Raw genomic sequence first — 15,896 nt, forward strand, 5'->3', positions numbered from 1 at the left:
GCGGGAGTCAGCGGGGTCAATGCAGCAGCCGCACGCCCTCTTCGTCCAGCAGCTCTTCCAGGACCAGGTTGTCGATCTCGGCTTCCTGGCTCCAGAGAACCATGAGGGCGATGATCTTGATCTTGGACAGCGGCACGGGCGTTTCCGGCGAAGCCAGGCCCCGGTCGATGACGATTTCGCGCAAGGGCGCAGGCAACACACCAGCCGATTCCAGGAAGGCGATGAAGCCGATGGATTCGGTGCCGAGTTGGCTGTATTCGTTGTCGGTGTAGATCCGGGTTCCGGTGTTGGGCGCCTGAGCGAGGTCGACACATCGTTCGGTGGTCTCGGCCAAGCCATACAGCCAGCCGAGGGCGTCGTCGATGTCTTCGTGCTCGAAACCGGCGGCGGCAAGCCGCTTTGCGAGCACATCGGCCGCAGGACAGGCTTGCGGCGTGTAGTAATTCTCGAACAGATAAACCAGGATATCGAACATATGGCGCAGTTTTGTGCCTGTTTGCACAGTCGGCCCGCATATCGGCAGACCAGCAAACATGAATTTTACTTTACGCTGATTTATTTAGCCGGGCAACCAGCGAAAAGGCGGAATGTTGTATGGCGTCATCGTGTATTCGAAGGCCCCCATTCTGCCGGTATTTGCTGACAAAATGCGTGATTCCCCTAAAAGAAAAAGGGGCGGACACAACAGTCCGCCCCTTTTTTATCGGGAGCCGGGATTGGCCTTCAGCCGCCCGCGGCCGCACGAGCCTCCTTCAGCCCCCTAACCCGCCTTAATGCGCCTTCAGCCGCCTCGGCCGCTTTCGCTGCCTAAGCCGCCTAAGCCGCTTTCGCCGCCTTCGCCGTGTTTTCCAGTTTCAGTTCCGCCAGCTGCCGGATGAATACCGGGATGCAGATGACCAGGCCGACCAGGCCGCTCGCCAGCCCGGGGATGATCGTCAGCAAGGCGCCGACGGTGCACAGCCAGCGCTCCCAGCTCTTCATGCCTACCAGCATGTAGCGCGAGAATGCCGCCGACAGCAGCACCAGCCCGACCATGCAGCCAAACAGCGTCACGAAGAAGTCGTACCAGGTGAAGCCCTGCACGGAAATCAGCAGCGACGGCGAAAACACAAACACGAACGGCACGATGAGCTTGGTGATGCCCAGCCTGAACGCCGTATTGCCGGTCTTGAACGGATCACTGCCCGCCATGCCCGCCGCCGCGTAGGCCGCCAACGCCACGGGGGGCGTGATGTCGGCCAGGATGCCGAAATAGAACACGAAGAAGTGCGCGGCAATCGGTTGCACGCCCAACTGCACCAGCGTGGGGGCGGCCACCGCCACCATGATCAGGTAGTTGGCGGTCGTGGGCACGCCGCAGCCCATCAGGATGCAGACGATGCCGGTCATGATCAGCGCAGCCATCAGCGTCAGCGATTGCATGTTGGCCAGGGCGTCAGGCAGGACCATGGCCACGCCGCTGGCCATCACTTGCGAGGCCGAGATCACGATGTACGAGATCTTGAAGCCCACGCCCGTCAGCGTCACCACGCCAATCACGATGCCCACTGCGCCGGCTGCCGCGCCCACCGCCAGCGCGTACTTGGCGCCGGTTTCAAAGGCTTCGTACAGATCGCGCCAGCGCAGACGCTGATACGGATTCAACAGGCCCACCACGATGCAGCCCGTGATGCCCGCGAACGCCGCCAGGTAAGGCGTGCGGCCGCTGGCCAGCACGCCGACCAGCAGGAACAGCGGAATCAGCGTCGGCCAGCGCATCTTGAACGACTGCTTGAGCTTGGGCATTTCTTCCGGCGTCAGCCCGCGCAGGCCTTCGCGCTTGGCTTCGAAGTGCACCTGCATGAACATGCCGAAGAAATACAGGAACGCCGGGAAGATGCCGGCAATCGCAATCTGCTGATACGGGATGCCCAGGAATTCGATCATCAGGAACGCGGCCGCGCCCATGATGGGCGGCGTGATCTGCCCGCCCGTGCTGCTGGCCGCTTCCACGCCCGCGGCGAAGTGGCGGGGATAACCCACGCGGATCATCGCCGGAATGGTCAGCGAACCCACGGTCACGGCGTTGGCCACCGACGAGCCCGACAGCATGCCGAACATGGCCGAACCAAACACCGACACCTTGGCGGGGCCGCCCGCGTAGCGGCCGGCCACGGTGGAGGCCACATCCAGGAACAGCTGCCCCAGCCCGATGCGCGTGGCCAGCACGCCGAACAGCACGAAGTGGAAGACGTACGTCGCCACCACACCGACCGCCACGCCATACACGCCCTGACTCGTCAGGTACATGTGGTTGACGATCTGCGGCCACGTGTTGCCTGCGTGTTTGAGCAGGCCGGGAAAGTACGGCCCGAACATCGCATAAGCCATGAAGACCAGCGCAATGATCGGCAGCGGCCAGCCCATGGCGCGGCGCGTGGCTTCCAGCAAACCGATCAGCAGGATGGACCCCATGAACACGTCCATCGGCATGGGGTTGCCCACGCGGAACGCCAGGTCTTCAAAAATGTAGGGGATGTACAGCACCGACAACGCCAGCGCGATGGCGATGATCCAGTCATACAGCGGGATGCCGCCGGGCGCGAACCACGTGGACTTGGGCTCGCGCTGATAGTGCGACTTTGAAAAGCCGAACACCAGGAAGATCAGGCTCAGCACGAAGGCCAGGTGCACGCCCCGGTGCGTGGCTTCGCGCAGCAGGCCGAAGCCGGCGGTGTAGTAGTGAAACAGGGACAAGGTGACGAGCAGGCCCGACACGATCCAGGTAGCCGTCTTGTCCAGCGGCCGGAAGCGGATTTCGGAGTCGTACTTTTCCGCCAGCTTCTGGGTTTTTTCGTGATCTATTTCCATCGCTGAATTTCTCAGGGTGATGCCGCGAACAGGGCCGCGCGCGGCGGCCCTGCCCTGTCACGGCGCAACGCGCGCCGTGGTCGTTCCGTATAAAGCGGGACGGCTTACTTCAGCAGTCCGATTTCCTTGTAGAACTTCTCGGCGCCCGGATGGAACGGAATGCCCGCACCCTTGATGGCGTTGTCGCGGGTGATGAGCTTGCCCTTGGCGTGGCCGGCGTCCAGCGTCTTGCGCGTGGCGTCGCTGTACAGCGCCTTGGTGACGTCGTAGACGGTCTGCTCAGGAATCTTGGCCGACGTGACCATCTGCGCGTTGACCGAGATGGTCTTCACTTCGGGCATGTTCTGGTAGGTGTTGGCGGTGATGACGTCAGGCGTGAAGAATTCCTGCTTGGCGCGCAGCTCGTCGATTTCCTTGCCCACCAGCGGCACCAGTTCGATGTTGCCGGTGGAAGCCAGTTCGGCAATGGCGCCTGCCGGCGCGCCGCCCACGAAGAAGAACGCATCCAGCCCGCCGTCCTTGAGCTTGTCGCCCGCCTGGTTCGGCTTCAGGTATTCGGCCTTGATGTCTTTGTCGGTCATGCCGTAGGCGCCCAGGATCAGGCGCACATCGACCAGCGTGCCGGAACCCGGCTCGTCCATGGACACGCGCTTGCCCTTCAGGTCAGCCACGCTCTTGATGCCCGCGCCCTTGCGCGTCACCAGGTGGATGCTCTCCGGATACAGCGTTGCGATCAGGCGTAGGTCTTGCGCCTTGGGCTTGCCTTCGAACGTGCCGGTGCCGCTATAAGCCCAGTACGCCACGTCGGATTGCGTGAAGCCCGCTTCGAACGAACCGCCCAGAATGCCGTTGATGTTGGCGACCGACCCGTTCGATGCCACCGCCGTGGCGATGAGCTTGCCGGGTTGCGACACCGCGTTGCCGATGATGCCGCCGATCGGGTAGTACGTGCCGGCCGTGCCGCCCGTGCCAATGCGGAAGAACTGCTGAGCCTGCGCGGAACCTGCGGTGCCGACTGCGGCAACGGCGACGGTCAGGGCGGTGATCCAGTGCTTGAGTTTCATGCGAGCTTCTCCGGGTCTTGTTGCTGGTGTTGTTAGAGTTGATACGTTCAGTGCGGACGGTTATCGTTCTAAGCGCCTTTTGCCGCCGGGCCGTCCCAAGGCAAAAGGAGCCCCCTTGGGGGGCAGGAAGCCCGCATAGCGGGCGCACCGTGGGGGCGCTCTTTTGCCGCCGGGCCGTCCCAAGGCAAAAGGAGCCCCCTTGGGGGGCAGGAAGCCCGCATAGCGGGCGCACCGTGGGGGCCTATTTCTATGTTGAAATTCTGGCATGCGGGGCATGCGTAGCCAATGGTTACGGAGCTATCGTTTACCTGGGGGTCGATGGGCCTTTGGGTTATGGATGGTCTTCGTTTGGTTATGCATTCGGCCCTACGGTTACATCCCACGCGGTTCCCAACAACGGAGTTACCCCGATGTCCCAGGAAGTCATACGCGGCATAGCGCTGCCCCCGCCCGCGCAACCGGGCGACCCGTTGGCCCGCGTCGACACGCCCAGCCTGGTGCTGGACCTGACGCCCTTCGAGGCCAATCTGCGCGCCATGCAAGCCTGGGCCGACCGTCACGACGTTGCCTTGCGCCCACATGCCAAGGCGCACAAATGCCCCGAGATCGCGTTGCGGCAGCTTGCGCTGGGCGCGCGTGGCATCTGCTGCCAGAAGGTCAGCGAAGCCCTGCCCTTTGTGGCGGCCGGCATTCGCGACATCCACATCAGCAATGAAGTCGTCGGGCCGCAAAAGCTGGCCTTGCTGGCGCAACTGGCGCGCACGGCCAAGATGAGCGTCTGTGTCGACAACGCGCAGAACCTGGCGCAGATTTCCCACGCCATGGCGCAGGCCGGCGCCGAGATCGATGTGCTGGTGGAAGTCGATGTCGGACAAGGCCGTTGCGGCGTGTCGGACGACGCCTTGGTGCTGGCGCTGGCGCAGCAGGCGCGGGACTTGCCCGGCGTGAACTTCGTGGGGCTGCAGGCGTATCACGGCTCGGTGCAGCACTACCGCACGCGCGAAGAACGCGCACAGGTCTGCAAGCAAGCGGCGCGCATCGCGGCGTCCCATGCGCAGCTCTTGCGCGAGAACGGCATTGCTTGCGACAACATCACAGGAGGCGGCACGGGCAGCGCGGAGTTCGACGCGGCAAGCGGCGTCTACACCGAATTGCAGGCGGGTTCATACGCGTTCATGGACGGCGACTACGGCGCCAACGAATGGGACGGCCCGCTCACGTTCCAGAACAGCCTGTTCGTGCTGTCGACGGTGATGAGCGTGCCCGCCGCCGACCGCGTGATCCTGGATGCGGGCTTGAAATCGACTACCGCCGAATGCGGCCCGCCTGCCGTCTTTGATGCTGAAGGGCTGACCTATGCCGCCATCAACGACGAGCACGGCGTGGTGCGCGTGGCGCCTGGCGCCACCGCACCCGCGTTGGGTGATGTGCTGCGCCTGGTGCCGTCGCATGTGGACCCCACCTTCAACTTGCATGACGGGCTGGTCGTGGTGCGGGACGGCGTGGTGCAAGACATCTGGGAGATCGCGGCGCGCGGCTTTTCGCGCTGATCGCCGTCAATCAATATTCATCGCGCAACACTGATAGCGCGGTAGTCACGGCGCCAGATTCGTCATCCCCAGAAATTGCCGCAGTTCGGGGGTGGCGGGCGCCGAGAACAATTCTTCCGGCGGCCCGATCTCATGCACGCGGCCCTGATGCATGAAGACGACACGGTCGCACACTTCGCGCGCAAAGCGCATCTCGTGCGTGACCATCAACAGCGTCATGCCATCGGCGGCCAGCTCGCGCACCACCGCCAGCACTTCGTTGACCAGCTCCGGGTCCAGCGCCGACGTGATCTCATCGCACAGCAAGGCCAGTGGCTGCATCGACAGCGCACGGGCAATCGCCACACGTTGCTGTTGTCCGCCTGACAACTCTTCCGGCCACGCGTCGAACTTGTGCGCCAGCCCCACGCGGGTCAGCATGGCGCGCGCCATGTCGGCCGCTTCCGCTTCGGGCATGCGCTTGGCCACCATGGGCGACAGCATCACATTGCGCCCCACCGTCAGATGCGGAAACAGGTTGAACTGCTGGAAGATCATGCCCACCTTGAGCCGCAGCGCACGCAGCCGCAATTCGTCGTCGGCCAGTTGCGCGTCGGCCACCATGATCGCGCCGCCATCAATCTGCTCCAGCCCATTCACGCAGCGCAGCAGCGTGCTCTTGCCCGAGCCGCTCTTGCCGATGATGGCGATGACTTCGCCGGGTTCGACGCGTAACGTCACCCCCTTCAGGACTTCGTTGTCGCCGAATTTTTTGCGGACGTCTTCAAGGGCGATGAGGGGCATGCAACTTCCTTTCCAGCCGGAGGCTAAGGCGCGACAGGGGCCAGCACAGCGCGAAGTAAATCAGCGCGGCGCAGGCATAGACGGTGAAGGGACTGAACGTGGCGTTGGTGATCACCGTGCTGGCTTTCGACAGCTCGGTGAACCCGATGATGGAGGTCAGCGCAGTGCTCTTGACGATCTGCACCGCAAACCCGACGGTGGGCGCAATCGCGATGCGCAGCGCCTGCGGCAGCACCACGTAGCGCATCTGCTGCACATAGCCCAGCGCCAGGCTGGCGGACGCTTCCCATTGGCCCTTGGGGATGGCTTCCACGCAGCCGCGCCAGATCTCGGCCAGGAACGCGCCCGACCACAGCGTCAGCGCCGCGCCCGCCGCCAGCCAGGGCGGCACTTCTAGGCCCAGCAAAGACAGCCCGAAGAACGCCAGGAACAGCTGCATTAGCAGCGGCGTGCCTTGGAACAGTTCGATATAGGCCCAGCTGGCGCGGCGCATCAGCGCCACGCGCGACGTGCGCATCATCAATGCCAGCACGCCCATCGCCGCACCGCCGACGAACGCCACCAGCGATAGCACGACCGTCCAGCGCGCGGCCAGCAGCAAGTTGCGGACGATGTCCCAGGTTGAAAATTCAATCATCGCGCCGCCTTGCGAAACAGCCGTTGGCCCACCATGCGCAGCAACTGGCGCAACAGGATGGCCAGCGCCAGATAGATGCCGGTCGTGACCAGGTAGACCTCGAACGCGCGGAAGTTGCGCGACTGGATGAAGTTGGCCGCAAAGGTCAGGTCTTCGGCCGCGATCTGCGAACACACCGCCGAGCCCAGCATCACAATCACGATCTGCGAAGACAGCGCCGGCCAGATGCGTTTCAACGCAGGTTTCAGCACCACGTGCCGGAACACCTGAAAGCGCGTCATCGCCAAGCTCGCGCCCGCTTCGTACTGCCCTTTCGGCGTGGCGTCGATACCGGCGCGGATGATCTCGGCGCTATAGGCGCCCAGGTTCAGCGCCATCGCCATGCAGGCCGCTTGCATCTCGCCCAGCTGCACGCCCAGCGATGGCAAGCCGAAGAACACGAAGAACAGCTGAATCAGAAAGGGCGTGTTGCGGATCAGTTCAACGTACGCCGTGACCGGTGCGCGCAACCACGCCGGGCCTTGCGTGCGGACCCAGGCGCAGGCGATGCCCAGCGCCACGCCCGCCACCGCGCCGAACGCGATCAGTTCGACGGTGACGCCGATGCCCTTCACGAGCACCGGCGTGTAATCGAATACCGACGCGAAGTCGTATTGATAAGCCATGATGGCCGCCTTCGGTACTTACAGATCCTTGGGCAGCTCGGCCCCCAGCCATTTCTGCGAGATCGCCGACAGCGAACCGTCACGCTTGGCGGCGGCCAGGATGTCGTTGACCTTGGCGCGCAGCTTGGGCTCGTCCTTGTTCATGCCGATGTAGCACGGCGAGTTCTTGATCAGGAATTTCGTCTCGGGCTTTTTCGCCGGGTTGCGCGCCAGGATGGCGGCGGCGACCACGTTGCCCGTGGCGATCATCGGCACCTGGCCCGACAGGAAGGCGGTGATGGTGCCGTTGTTGTCTTCATAGCGCTTCAACGTGGCGGATTCCGGCGCAATCTTCGACAGCTCGATATCTTCCACCGCGCCGCGTGTCACACCAATCGTCTTGCCCGCCAGGTCGGCGGCCGACGAGACCTTCAGGTCCGCCGGGCCGAATACGCCATTGAAGAACGGCGCGTAGGCGTCAGAGAAGTCGATGGCTTTTTCGCGCTCGGCATTCTTGCCCAGGCTGGAGATCACCAGGTCCACCTTGCGGGTTTGCAAGTACGGCACGCGGTTGGCGCTGGTGACCGGCACCAGTTCCAGCTTCACGCCCAGCTGCTTGGCGATCAGCGCGGCGGTGTCGATGTCATAGCCCAGCGGCTTCATATCGGCGCCCACCGAGCCGAACGGCGGGAAATCCTGCGGCACGGCAATCTTGATGGTGCCCGCTTTGACGATATCGTCCAGCGTGTCGGCGTGCGTCAGCGGCGCGGCCAGCAGGCTGGCGGCGGTGCAAAGGGACAACAACAGGGTTCTACGGTTCATGAGGAACTCTCCAGGGCGCACATCGCCCGGGGCGGGTCGATGCGTTGCACACCAATTCGGTATACAAAGCTGGAAAAGCAAGTTCCGTGCCATTTCGCGTGGCAGGGGATTGCGCTGCGCGAGGCTTGCGATGCGTTTGCGCTCTGCCCTGTTTTGGTGCCGCGCATGCGCCGGAACCGGGCATGCGCCGCACCGGTTTGGTGGGTGTTGATATCTCGGGCGCTTGTGCGGATCAGGCGTCCAAGTGGGGCCGCATCAGCGCGTCAAACCACTCTTGAAAGACGGTCAGCCGGCGCGTGCGCTGCCGCCGGTGCGGATAGATCAACGACACCGGCATGGGCGCCGCGCGATACGCCGGCATCACTTCGACCAGCTCGCCGGCATCCAGCAAATGCTGAACATCGAAGCGCGGAATCTGGATGAGCCCCAGGCCGGCCAGGCAGCAGGCGATGTAGTTTTCGGCGTTGTCCACGGTCACCCGGCTGGGCAGCGGCCCGGGAAGCCCGGTGTCATCGCCGGGCGGCAATTCCCAAGGCAGTTCGCGGCCCGTCTTGGGTGACGCATACCCCACGGCCCAATGGGCGCTGGACAAGTCGGCAGGCTGGCGTGGTTCGCCATGCTCGCGCACATAGCCGGGGCTGGCGCAGTTGATCAGGGCGATCCGGCCCAGCGGCCGAACCACCAGGCTGCTATCGGCAAGCGCACCAATGCGTACGGCGCCGTCCACGCCTGCCTGCACCAGATCGATCGCGCGGTCAGTAGAGGTCAACGCCAGTTCCAGCCGGGGGTGGCGGCGCAGCAAGCCAGGCAGCGCCGGCGCGATCAGGCGGCGGGCGATACGGCTGGGCACATCAATGCTCAGCCGGCCCGACACCTGGCGCTGGCTGGCATGAAACAGCTGGTCGATGTCTTCCACTTCCGCCAGCAACGGGCGCACGCGCGCCAGCAGTTGTTCGCCGTCGGCCGTCAGGCGAACCTGCCGCGTCGTGCGGTGCAAAAGGCGTACGCCCAGCTGCGTTTCCAGCTGCTGGATGGCGGCCGACACCGACGCCCGCGGCGCGTCCAGCGCGTTGGCGGCTTTGATGAAGCTGCCCATTTCGGCGACGTGGGCGAAGACGCGGTATTGGTCGAATCTGTCCATGCGTGACAGAGTAGCCGCTTACTTTGTCGTGTAGCCGCCGTTGATCAAAATGGTCTGGCCCGTGATCCACCAGCCGTCGCTGACCAGGTGGCGGATGAACGGCACGACGTCTTCGATGTCGGTCAGCCCCGTCTTGCTGAAGGGCGAGAGCGCGGCGGCGGTCTTGTGATACGCCACCGCATCGGCGCCTTCGGCCGGGTAGAAGAACGGCGTGTCCATCGGGCCGGGGCCGACTGCCGTGACCGAAATGCCGCGCGCGCCAAACTCTTTCGACGCCGCGCGGGTGTAGTGCTCAACCGGCGCCTTGGTGCCCGCATAGGCGGCATAGAACGGCGTGAACGCACCCAGCAACGACGTCACCAGCGTGCAGATCTTGCCGTGGTCGTTCACGTGCCGGCCCGCTTCGCGCAGGAAGAAAAACGCCGTCTTGGAATTCACCGCCGTCATCTCGTCGTACTCGGTTTCGCTGATCTCGGTGAACGGCTTCTTCAACACCTTGCCCACGGTATTGATCGCGATATCGGGTTTGCCCACGGCTGCGACCGCATCCGCAAACAGCTTCTCGACCGCGCCCGCCGTCGTCAGGTCGGCTTGCAAGGCCACGGCCTTTGCGCCCGCCGCTTCAACGGCGGCCACGGTCGCATCGGCATCGGCTTTCGACGCAGCGCTGTTGTAGTGGATGGCGATGGCGCGGGCGCCGTGCGCGGCCAAGTCGCGCGCAATCAACCCGCCCAGGTTCTTCGCCCCGCCCGCAATCAGCACGACTTTGCCTTTGATGGAATGGTCTGCCATGGAAAACCCCTTCATGAATCAATGGAGCTTCGAGCTTAGGCAAGGGCTTGCTGTGGATAAACCGGCTGAGGCGAGATGGATCATCCAGAAAAACCGCCCAATCCCGGGGGCGGGCGTGCACGACGGGCGGGCCATAAAAAAGCCGCCCCTGAAAAACAGGGACGGCTTTTCGGCGTGGCCGACGGCGTGCTTAGTCCACCTGCGCGCCGGACTGCTTGACCGCGCGGCCCCACTTGTCCACTTCCGCCGCGATGAATGCGCCGGTGGCTTCGGGCGTCAGCGGCATCGGTTCGGCGCCCCGGTCACGCAGGAACTTCTGCATTTCCGGCGTCGACAGCGCCTGGCCGATCTGCTTGCTCAGGTAGTTCGTCACTGCGGGCGGCGTGTCGCGCGGGGCCAGCACGGCGGCCCAGCCAATCGCCTCAAAGCCGGGGTAGCCGGATTCGGCCACGGTCGGCACGTCGGGCAGCTGCGGCAGGCGCTTGGCGGTGGTCACGGCCAGCGCCACGGCCTTCTTGTTCTGCACGTGCGGCAGGCCGGCCGTCACCGAATCCACCATCAACGGCACCTGGTGACCCAGGAAATCCGCTTGGGCCGGGCCACTGCCCTTGTACGGAATGTGGCGGATGTCGATATCGGCTGCGGCCTTGAACATCTCGGCCGACAGATGCTGCGTGCCGCCGATGCCGGCGCTCGCGTAGGCCAGTTCGCCGGGATTGGCGCGCGCCTGCGTCACCAGCTGCTTGAGCGACGTGATGCCGGATGCCGGCGTGGCCAGGAACATCAGCGGCACCGAGAACACGCCCGACACCGGCGCGAAATCCTTGGTCAGGCTGTAGTTGATGGTCTTGTACAGCGTCTGGTTGACCGCGGCGGCGCTGCCCGCAATGACCAGCGTGTAGCCATCGGCGGGGGCGCGCATGGCTTGTTCCATGCCGATGTTGCTGCCGGCGCCAGCGCGGTTTTCCACCACGATCGGCTGCTTCACGGCCGCGCCCAGCTTTTCAGCCAGCGCGCGGGCGAAGATGTCGGTGGCCTGTCCGGGCGGGAACGGCACGATCAGGCGGATGGGTCGTTCGGGATATTCGGCGTGCACGGGCGCGCCGGCCGCCGCCAGCGCCAGGCCGGCAGCAAGACTGGAAAGGATACGTTTCATGATTGGTCAGTAAAAAGCGACAACGGGCTGCGCGCGTAGGGCGCGCCACTTGCATAAAATAGAGCGCCCGAGACGGCGGCCCTTTTGAGGCGGCCCGGGGCGAATCGGCGGGGGTGCGTCACGATAGCATCCCTCTGTCGGTGCTACATTTGCCCTTTCGCGTTTCCCCCGCGAAGTTTTCTTCTTCCCCTGTCCTTTCACCCCGCAGGAACCGCCATGGAATTCAGCCAGTTCAACGTCAACACCCTCATGGATATCACCTCCCGCCCGGACCTCGTGTTCGTCAGCGGCAAGGGGTCCTGGCTGGAGGATCACGCGGGCAAGCGATACCTGGACTTCGTGCAGGGCTGGGCCGTGAACACGCTGGGCCACTCGGCGCCGGAAATGCAGCGCGCGCTGATCGAACAGTCGCAAAAGCTGATGAACCCGTCGCCGGCGTTCTACAACATCCCCTCGATCGAGCTGGCGCAACGCCTGACCGGCGCGTCCTGCTTTGACCGCGTGTTCTTCGCCAACAGCGGCGGCGAAGCCAACGAAGGCGCCATCAAGCTGGCGCGCAAGTGGGGCCAGGTCAAGAAGAACGGCGCCTACAAGATCATCACGATGAACCACGGCTTCCACGGCCGCACGCTGGCCACGATGTCCGCATCGGGCAAGCCGGGCTGGGACAAGATGTTCGCCCCGCAAGTCGAAGGCTTCCCCAAGGCTGAGCTGAACGACCTGGAATCGGTGAAGAAACTGATCGACGACAAGACCGTCGCCATCATGCTGGAGCCGGTGCAAGGTGAAGGCGGCGTCATCCCCGCCACCCGCGAATTCATGCAAGGCCTGCGCAAGCTGGCCGACGAGAACCAGCTGCTGCTGATCGTTGACGAAGTCCAGACCGGCATGGGCCGCACGGGCAAGATGTTCGCCTACCAGCATTCCGACGTCACGCCGGACATCATGACGCTGGSCAAGGGCATCGGCGGCGGCGTGCCGCTGGCSGCGCTGCTGGCGCGCCAGGACGCTTGCGTGTTCTCGCATGGCGACCAGGGCGGCACGTACAACGGCAACCCGCTGACCACCGCCGTCGGCGTCGCCGTGTTCGACGCGCTGGCCGCCCCGGGCTTCATGGACGCCGTCAACGCGCGCGCCAAGCAACTGTCCGAAGGCCTGCTGGCCCTGTCGGCCAAGTACGGCATGAAGGGCGAGCGCGGCCAAGGCCTGCTGCGCGCCTTGATCATGGACCGCGACGACGGCCCCGCCATCGTCGAAGCCGCCCGCAACCAGAACCCGCAAGGCCTGCTGCTGAACGCCCCGCGCCCCAACCTGCTGCGCTTCATGCCGGCGCTGAACGTCACGGCCGAAGAAATCGACCTGATGCTGACGCAACTGGATGCGCTGATCGCACAGGTGCGTAAGGCGTGATCGCGTTACGTAGGTAGGGAATAAGCCAAGGGCCGCAGCAATGCGGCCCTTGTTTATTTGGAACGCCACCCATGGTGTGACGCGGCGGGGCGCCTATCGTGACTGGTATTGGTGTCGTGGTATTGGTGTCAGACTGCAATTTCGGTATTGGTGTCAGACTGCAATTTGCATTGCTGTCAGACTGCAATTTCCAACTTCGATAATGCAGTCTGATTGCTTGTGCGTGATTGCTTGTGCGCAGATTGCCTATGCACCAAAGCGCATCGTTTTCGATTCTGAATCGGAGTCCTTATGGCCCTCAAGCACGCGAACCCGCTGGATGTCGTCGACCTGCTTCATAGACCGAGCGCGGAACCGGACCCGCCCGTCAGCATCAGTCTGCTGCGCACGACGGATGTGCAGATTATTCGGCTTGTGTTGCCAGCGGGACATCGCATGCCCTCACATCACGTTCAGGGTGTGATGACCCTGCAATGCCTGAACGGGCAGATCGACATCGAGGCGTCGGCTGGCCAGTGCACGCTCGTTGAAGGCCAATTGGTCATGTTGCCGGGCGACGAGCCCCACAGCCTGTACGCGCGCGTGCCATCGGTTGCGCTGCTCACGCTGATGCACAATCTTCCGGGTCGATGGCAACCTCGGGAGGGGTAGCGAAAATGCAGTCTGACTGCATTTTTTCTAAGGGCTGCAGAGATCGCGGCCCTTGTGTTCTTGGGCGTGGCGGCAGTGAAGGTGATGCCGTTGCTTGGTGATGGGTTGATAAAGGAATCGAAATGGACGCGAAGGAGTTCGTCGCGAATTGGAATGCGCTAAGGGCGGAATTGCTGGAGTCGTTCATGGCGCCAGAAGGCGCCAGCGACGTCGCAGCCAGGGTGCGGGCGATGGGCTTGTCAGCTGAGCAGGGCGAACAGATGCGGGTCGTGCTGGACGGCGTGCTTCGGGACACGATGTACACGCTGCTGTTGGGGCTGGATGGCGCCGCCAGCATTGGCGGAGATCAACAGGCCTTCACGATTGCCGATGAAGATGGGAACGTGATAGAGGGAATCGAAGACGAGGCTTGGGCGTCCTTTCAGGAACCGTTACTCAGCTGAAAATGCCGCGTCACCCATCGTTCGCACTCGTCCCACAGCCGGGGTGCGCCTCGTTTGATGACCGGCCCGTACCGCGAAAAAACCTGTTCCAGAGACACGCCGTTCTCGGTCCACGTTCCCCCGCCGGAATAAATATTCGTGAGTAGCGGCTGAAAGCGATCAAGCGCCTTCGCGAACTGCGCGTCTTCACTCTCTGCCCGTTCAAATTCCTGCCACAGGCTGAGATAGTCATCGCGTTGCGGCGAGGGCAACAATCCAAACAAGCGCTCGGCCGCTTTGAATTCCTGCTCGGCCTGCAACGCGGCGGATGACCCGCCGTGAATCGGAAAATCACCCACGTCTATCTCAACGATGTCATGCAGCAAGAGCATCTGGATGACCCGGTTCGTATTCACCGCGCCACTCGCGTACTCGCTCAGGATCAACGCGTACATCGCCAAGTGCCATGAGTGTTCGGCAGAGTTTTCCTTTCGGCTGCGGTCCAGCAGCGGAGACTGCCGGACGACGGATTTCAGCCGATCGATTTCTCTTAGGAAATTCAGCTGGCTTTCCAGAGGGGTTGAATGCATGCCATGGCCTATGTGGGTATCGGTGTGCAGGGGCTGATTTTACGTGCGGCGGCGTACATCCCAGAAGTTATGCGGGCTTTGAAATTGCAGTCTGACACCTTAAAGTTCCATTCGATTGCACCTCCTGAACTCCCTTCTCGGTTAACGACCATGCCCTCACCCGCCGATGACGTTATCGCGCTATATCAAGACCACGCCGCTGCGTTTGAAGCGCAGCGTGGAACTACGCTTGTCGAACTCGGCTGGTTGACGCAGTTCCTGTCTTTACTGCCCGTCCCGCACCCGCAAGTGCTCGACATCGGTTGCGGAAGCGGTGTCCCCATCGCGCGCCATCTGATCGAAAGCGGTTGCTCGATCACGGGTATTGATACCTCGTTGCCCTTGTTGTCTCGGGCGCAATCGACGTTCCCCAACCAACGATGGATCGCCGCTGATATGCGGCGGTTGCCGTTCACCGAGCCCTTTCACGGTTTGATTGCCTGGCATAGCTTTTTCCATCTGAGCCCCGAAGATCAACGGCCCATGTTCAGCACCTTTCGGCGTCTTGCTTCGCCCGGGGCGGTGCTGATGTTCACCAGCGGCACTTCGCTGGGAGAAGCCATTGGCCAGTTCGAGGGCAAGCCGCTTTATCACGGCAGTTTGGATCGCGAGGAGTATCGGCAGCTGCTCAATGCCAATGGGTTTGCCGTGAAGCACTATGTAGAGAACGATCCGGCTTGCGGGGGCGCCACGGTGTGGCTGGCGCAGCGGGAAGTTGGCACGCTTTGAGCGACAATGACGGCCGCCCGAGCCGACCGAGCCGACCGAGCCGTCACTAAGCCCGCCACTCAGCCCGCCACTCAGCCCACCACTAAGCCCGCCCGTAAACCCGCCGCAACCCCTCGCGGCATGCAAAAACCCGCATCAGGAAGCAGACTGCATGACCCAAGAAATGACTGCCGATTTCCAGCCGTTGCCCACATCCACCCTGGAATACATGCAAGCGCGACGCGCTCAGCTCCATGCGCTGGTTGCCCTGAATTTTCCCGACAGCGAACTGACGCACTCCGCCGCGGACTTTGAACTGCTGCAACGCATCGTCGATGCCGATCTCCTGGAAGCGGAAGACGTGGCGGGCTGGGAAGCCATGGGCATTGCGTTTGGCGATGGCTTGACGACGATGGTCCCGGGCTTGGCGTGGGCGCAGGTCACCGACCAATTCGGCACGGATGCCGTGCTGCGCTATCAGGCGACGACGTTGCAGATTGGCGTGGTCACCATGCTGCTCAAGCGCGCCGAGGCGAACGAGGTGATCAACGTCGCGCATCTGGCGCAATGGCTGAAAACGTTCATCGAAGACAAAGCGCACGAATATCGTTGATTTACTTCGACGAGCGCGACGGCC

Annotated in this window: 17 protein-coding genes; 6 read left to right on the forward strand and 11 right to left on the reverse strand. The window is 63.3% G+C overall.

The annotated features are described in order from the left end of the window. Window positions 1–16: 16 nt before the first annotated feature. The 3 genes from AC1DSJ_RS09040 to AC1DSJ_RS09050 all read right to left on the reverse strand — a co-directional run bounded on the left by AC1DSJ_RS09040 (window position 17) and on the right by AC1DSJ_RS09050 (window position 3,914). Entirely contained in the window at window positions 17–475 is a 459-nt protein-coding gene (locus AC1DSJ_RS09040) for a Smg family protein (protein WP_050447430.1), read from the reverse strand. 341 nt (window positions 476–816) lie between these two features. Continuing rightward, the gene (locus AC1DSJ_RS09045) at window positions 817–2,850 is read right to left on the reverse strand and encodes a TRAP transporter permease (protein ID WP_054420954.1); all 2,034 of its coding nucleotides are present in this window, start codon (window positions 2,848–2,850) and stop codon (window positions 817–819) included. A gap of 104 nt (window positions 2,851–2,954) precedes the next feature. Further along, on the reverse strand, window positions 2,955–3,914 hold the full coding sequence (locus tag AC1DSJ_RS09050) for a TAXI family TRAP transporter solute-binding subunit (RefSeq protein ID WP_054420955.1): 960 nt from the start codon (window positions 3,912–3,914) through the stop codon (window positions 2,955–2,957). A 410-nt stretch (window positions 3,915–4,324) separates the two neighbouring features. Between AC1DSJ_RS09050 and AC1DSJ_RS09055 the strand changes: the two genes are divergently transcribed. Continuing rightward, window positions 4,325–5,464 carry a DSD1 family PLP-dependent enzyme gene (locus tag AC1DSJ_RS09055; protein WP_441372645.1) on the forward strand — a complete coding sequence of 380 codons (1,140 nt, stop codon included), beginning with the start codon at window positions 4,325–4,327 and terminating at the stop codon, window positions 5,462–5,464. 45 nt (window positions 5,465–5,509) lie between these two features. Here the strand turns inward: AC1DSJ_RS09055 and AC1DSJ_RS09060 are convergent, their stop codons facing one another. The 7 genes from AC1DSJ_RS09060 to AC1DSJ_RS09090 form a co-directional block, all read right to left on the reverse strand. Then, window positions 5,510–6,247 (reverse strand): amino acid ABC transporter ATP-binding protein, encoded by a 738-nt coding sequence (locus AC1DSJ_RS09060; RefSeq protein WP_441372644.1) that lies wholly within the window; start codon window positions 6,245–6,247, stop codon window positions 5,510–5,512. Beyond that, window positions 6,228–6,884: an amino acid ABC transporter permease gene (locus AC1DSJ_RS09065; protein WP_054420958.1), complete on the reverse strand. Its 657-nt coding sequence runs from the start codon at window positions 6,882–6,884 to the stop codon at window positions 6,228–6,230. Before AC1DSJ_RS09065 ends, AC1DSJ_RS09060 begins: the two co-directional genes overlap by 20 nt. Further along, window positions 6,881–7,549 carry an amino acid ABC transporter permease gene (locus AC1DSJ_RS09070; RefSeq protein WP_054420959.1) on the reverse strand — a complete coding sequence of 223 codons (669 nt, stop codon included), beginning with the start codon at window positions 7,547–7,549 and terminating at the stop codon, window positions 6,881–6,883. Before AC1DSJ_RS09070 ends, AC1DSJ_RS09065 begins: the two co-directional genes overlap by 4 nt. An 18-nt stretch (window positions 7,550–7,567) precedes the next feature. Then, window positions 7,568–8,350, reverse strand: a complete 783-nt coding sequence (locus tag AC1DSJ_RS09075) for a transporter substrate-binding domain-containing protein (RefSeq protein WP_054420960.1) — start codon at window positions 8,348–8,350, stop codon at window positions 7,568–7,570. A 232-nt stretch (window positions 8,351–8,582) separates the two neighbouring features. After that, a complete protein-coding gene (locus AC1DSJ_RS09080; protein WP_441372643.1) occupies window positions 8,583–9,491 on the reverse strand; it encodes a LysR family transcriptional regulator in 909 nt (302 codons plus the stop codon). Between the two features lie 18 nt (window positions 9,492–9,509). Continuing rightward, a complete protein-coding gene (locus AC1DSJ_RS09085; protein WP_441372642.1) occupies window positions 9,510–10,283 on the reverse strand; it encodes an SDR family oxidoreductase in 774 nt (257 codons plus the stop codon). A gap of 190 nt (window positions 10,284–10,473) precedes the next feature. Then, window positions 10,474–11,439, reverse strand: coding sequence for a Bug family tripartite tricarboxylate transporter substrate binding protein (locus AC1DSJ_RS09090; RefSeq protein ID WP_175170482.1), 966 nt, complete (start codon window positions 11,437–11,439; stop codon window positions 10,474–10,476). 216 nt (window positions 11,440–11,655) lie between these two features. On the opposite strand from AC1DSJ_RS09090, the gene AC1DSJ_RS09095 reads away from it, so the two are divergent. The 3 genes from AC1DSJ_RS09095 to AC1DSJ_RS09105 all read left to right on the forward strand — a co-directional run bounded on the left by AC1DSJ_RS09095 (window position 11,656) and on the right by AC1DSJ_RS09105 (window position 13,943). Then, window positions 11,656–12,849: an acetylornithine transaminase gene (locus tag AC1DSJ_RS09095; RefSeq protein ID WP_476760302.1), complete on the forward strand. Its 1,194-nt coding sequence runs from the start codon at window positions 11,656–11,658 to the stop codon at window positions 12,847–12,849. A gap of 291 nt (window positions 12,850–13,140) precedes the next feature. Next, on the forward strand, window positions 13,141–13,500 hold the full coding sequence (locus AC1DSJ_RS09100; protein WP_054420965.1) for a cupin domain-containing protein: 360 nt from the start codon (window positions 13,141–13,143) through the stop codon (window positions 13,498–13,500). Between the two features lie 122 nt (window positions 13,501–13,622). Next, the gene (locus AC1DSJ_RS09105) at window positions 13,623–13,943 is read left to right on the forward strand and encodes a hypothetical protein (protein WP_054420966.1); all 321 of its coding nucleotides are present in this window, start codon (window positions 13,623–13,625) and stop codon (window positions 13,941–13,943) included. Here the strand turns inward: AC1DSJ_RS09105 and AC1DSJ_RS09110 are convergent. Further along, window positions 13,922–14,512: an HD domain-containing protein gene (locus AC1DSJ_RS09110; protein WP_441372641.1), complete on the reverse strand. Its 591-nt coding sequence runs from the start codon at window positions 14,510–14,512 to the stop codon at window positions 13,922–13,924. The two genes, AC1DSJ_RS09105 and AC1DSJ_RS09110, sit on opposite strands and share 22 nt — an antisense overlap. Here AC1DSJ_RS09110 and AC1DSJ_RS09115 point away from each other — a divergent pair. Continuing rightward, entirely contained in the window at window positions 14,507–15,280 is a 774-nt protein-coding gene (locus AC1DSJ_RS09115; protein WP_441372640.1) for a class I SAM-dependent DNA methyltransferase, read from the forward strand. The two genes, AC1DSJ_RS09110 and AC1DSJ_RS09115, sit on opposite strands and share 6 nt — an antisense overlap. A gap of 151 nt (window positions 15,281–15,431) precedes the next feature. Beyond that, a complete protein-coding gene (locus AC1DSJ_RS09120) occupies window positions 15,432–15,872 on the forward strand; it encodes a DUF3806 domain-containing protein (protein WP_054420969.1) in 441 nt (146 codons plus the stop codon). The last annotated feature ends 24 nt before the right edge of the window (window positions 15,873–15,896 follow it).

Source organism: Achromobacter sp. 01N37, assembly GCF_056399725.1.

Coding starts and splice junctions, on each gene's coding strand:
- AC1DSJ_RS09040 (WP_050447430.1), bottom strand. CDS start 475: ATGTTCGATATCCTGGTTTATCTGTTCGAGAATTACTACACGCCGCAA.
- AC1DSJ_RS09045 (WP_054420954.1), bottom strand. CDS start 2,850: ATGGAAATAGATCACGAAAAAACCCAGAAGCTGGCGGAAAAGTACGAC.
- AC1DSJ_RS09050 (WP_054420955.1), bottom strand. CDS start 3,914: ATGAAACTCAAGCACTGGATCACCGCCCTGACCGTCGCCGTTGCCGCA.
- AC1DSJ_RS09055 (WP_441372645.1), top strand. CDS start 4,325: ATGTCCCAGGAAGTCATACGCGGCATAGCGCTGCCCCCGCCCGCGCAA.
- AC1DSJ_RS09060 (WP_441372644.1), bottom strand. CDS start 6,247: ATGCCCCTCATCGCCCTTGAAGACGTCCGCAAAAAATTCGGCGACAAC.
- AC1DSJ_RS09065 (WP_054420958.1), bottom strand. CDS start 6,884: ATGATTGAATTTTCAACCTGGGACATCGTCCGCAACTTGCTGCTGGCC.
- AC1DSJ_RS09070 (WP_054420959.1), bottom strand. CDS start 7,549: ATGGCTTATCAATACGACTTCGCGTCGGTATTCGATTACACGCCGGTG.
- AC1DSJ_RS09075 (WP_054420960.1), bottom strand. CDS start 8,350: ATGAACCGTAGAACCCTGTTGTTGTCCCTTTGCACCGCCGCCAGCCTG.
- AC1DSJ_RS09080 (WP_441372643.1), bottom strand. CDS start 9,491: ATGGACAGATTCGACCAATACCGCGTCTTCGCCCACGTCGCCGAAATG.
- AC1DSJ_RS09085 (WP_441372642.1), bottom strand. CDS start 10,283: ATGGCAGACCATTCCATCAAAGGCAAAGTCGTGCTGATTGCGGGCGGG.
- AC1DSJ_RS09090 (WP_175170482.1), bottom strand. CDS start 11,439: ATGAAACGTATCCTTTCCAGTCTTGCTGCCGGCCTGGCGCTGGCGGCG.
- AC1DSJ_RS09100 (WP_054420965.1), top strand. CDS start 13,141: ATGGCCCTCAAGCACGCGAACCCGCTGGATGTCGTCGACCTGCTTCAT.
- AC1DSJ_RS09105 (WP_054420966.1), top strand. CDS start 13,623: ATGGACGCGAAGGAGTTCGTCGCGAATTGGAATGCGCTAAGGGCGGAA.
- AC1DSJ_RS09115 (WP_441372640.1), top strand. CDS start 14,507: ATGCATGCCATGGCCTATGTGGGTATCGGTGTGCAGGGGCTGATTTTA.
- AC1DSJ_RS09110 (WP_441372641.1), bottom strand. CDS start 14,512: ATGCATTCAACCCCTCTGGAAAGCCAGCTGAATTTCCTAAGAGAAATC.
- AC1DSJ_RS09120 (WP_054420969.1), top strand. CDS start 15,432: ATGACCCAAGAAATGACTGCCGATTTCCAGCCGTTGCCCACATCCACC.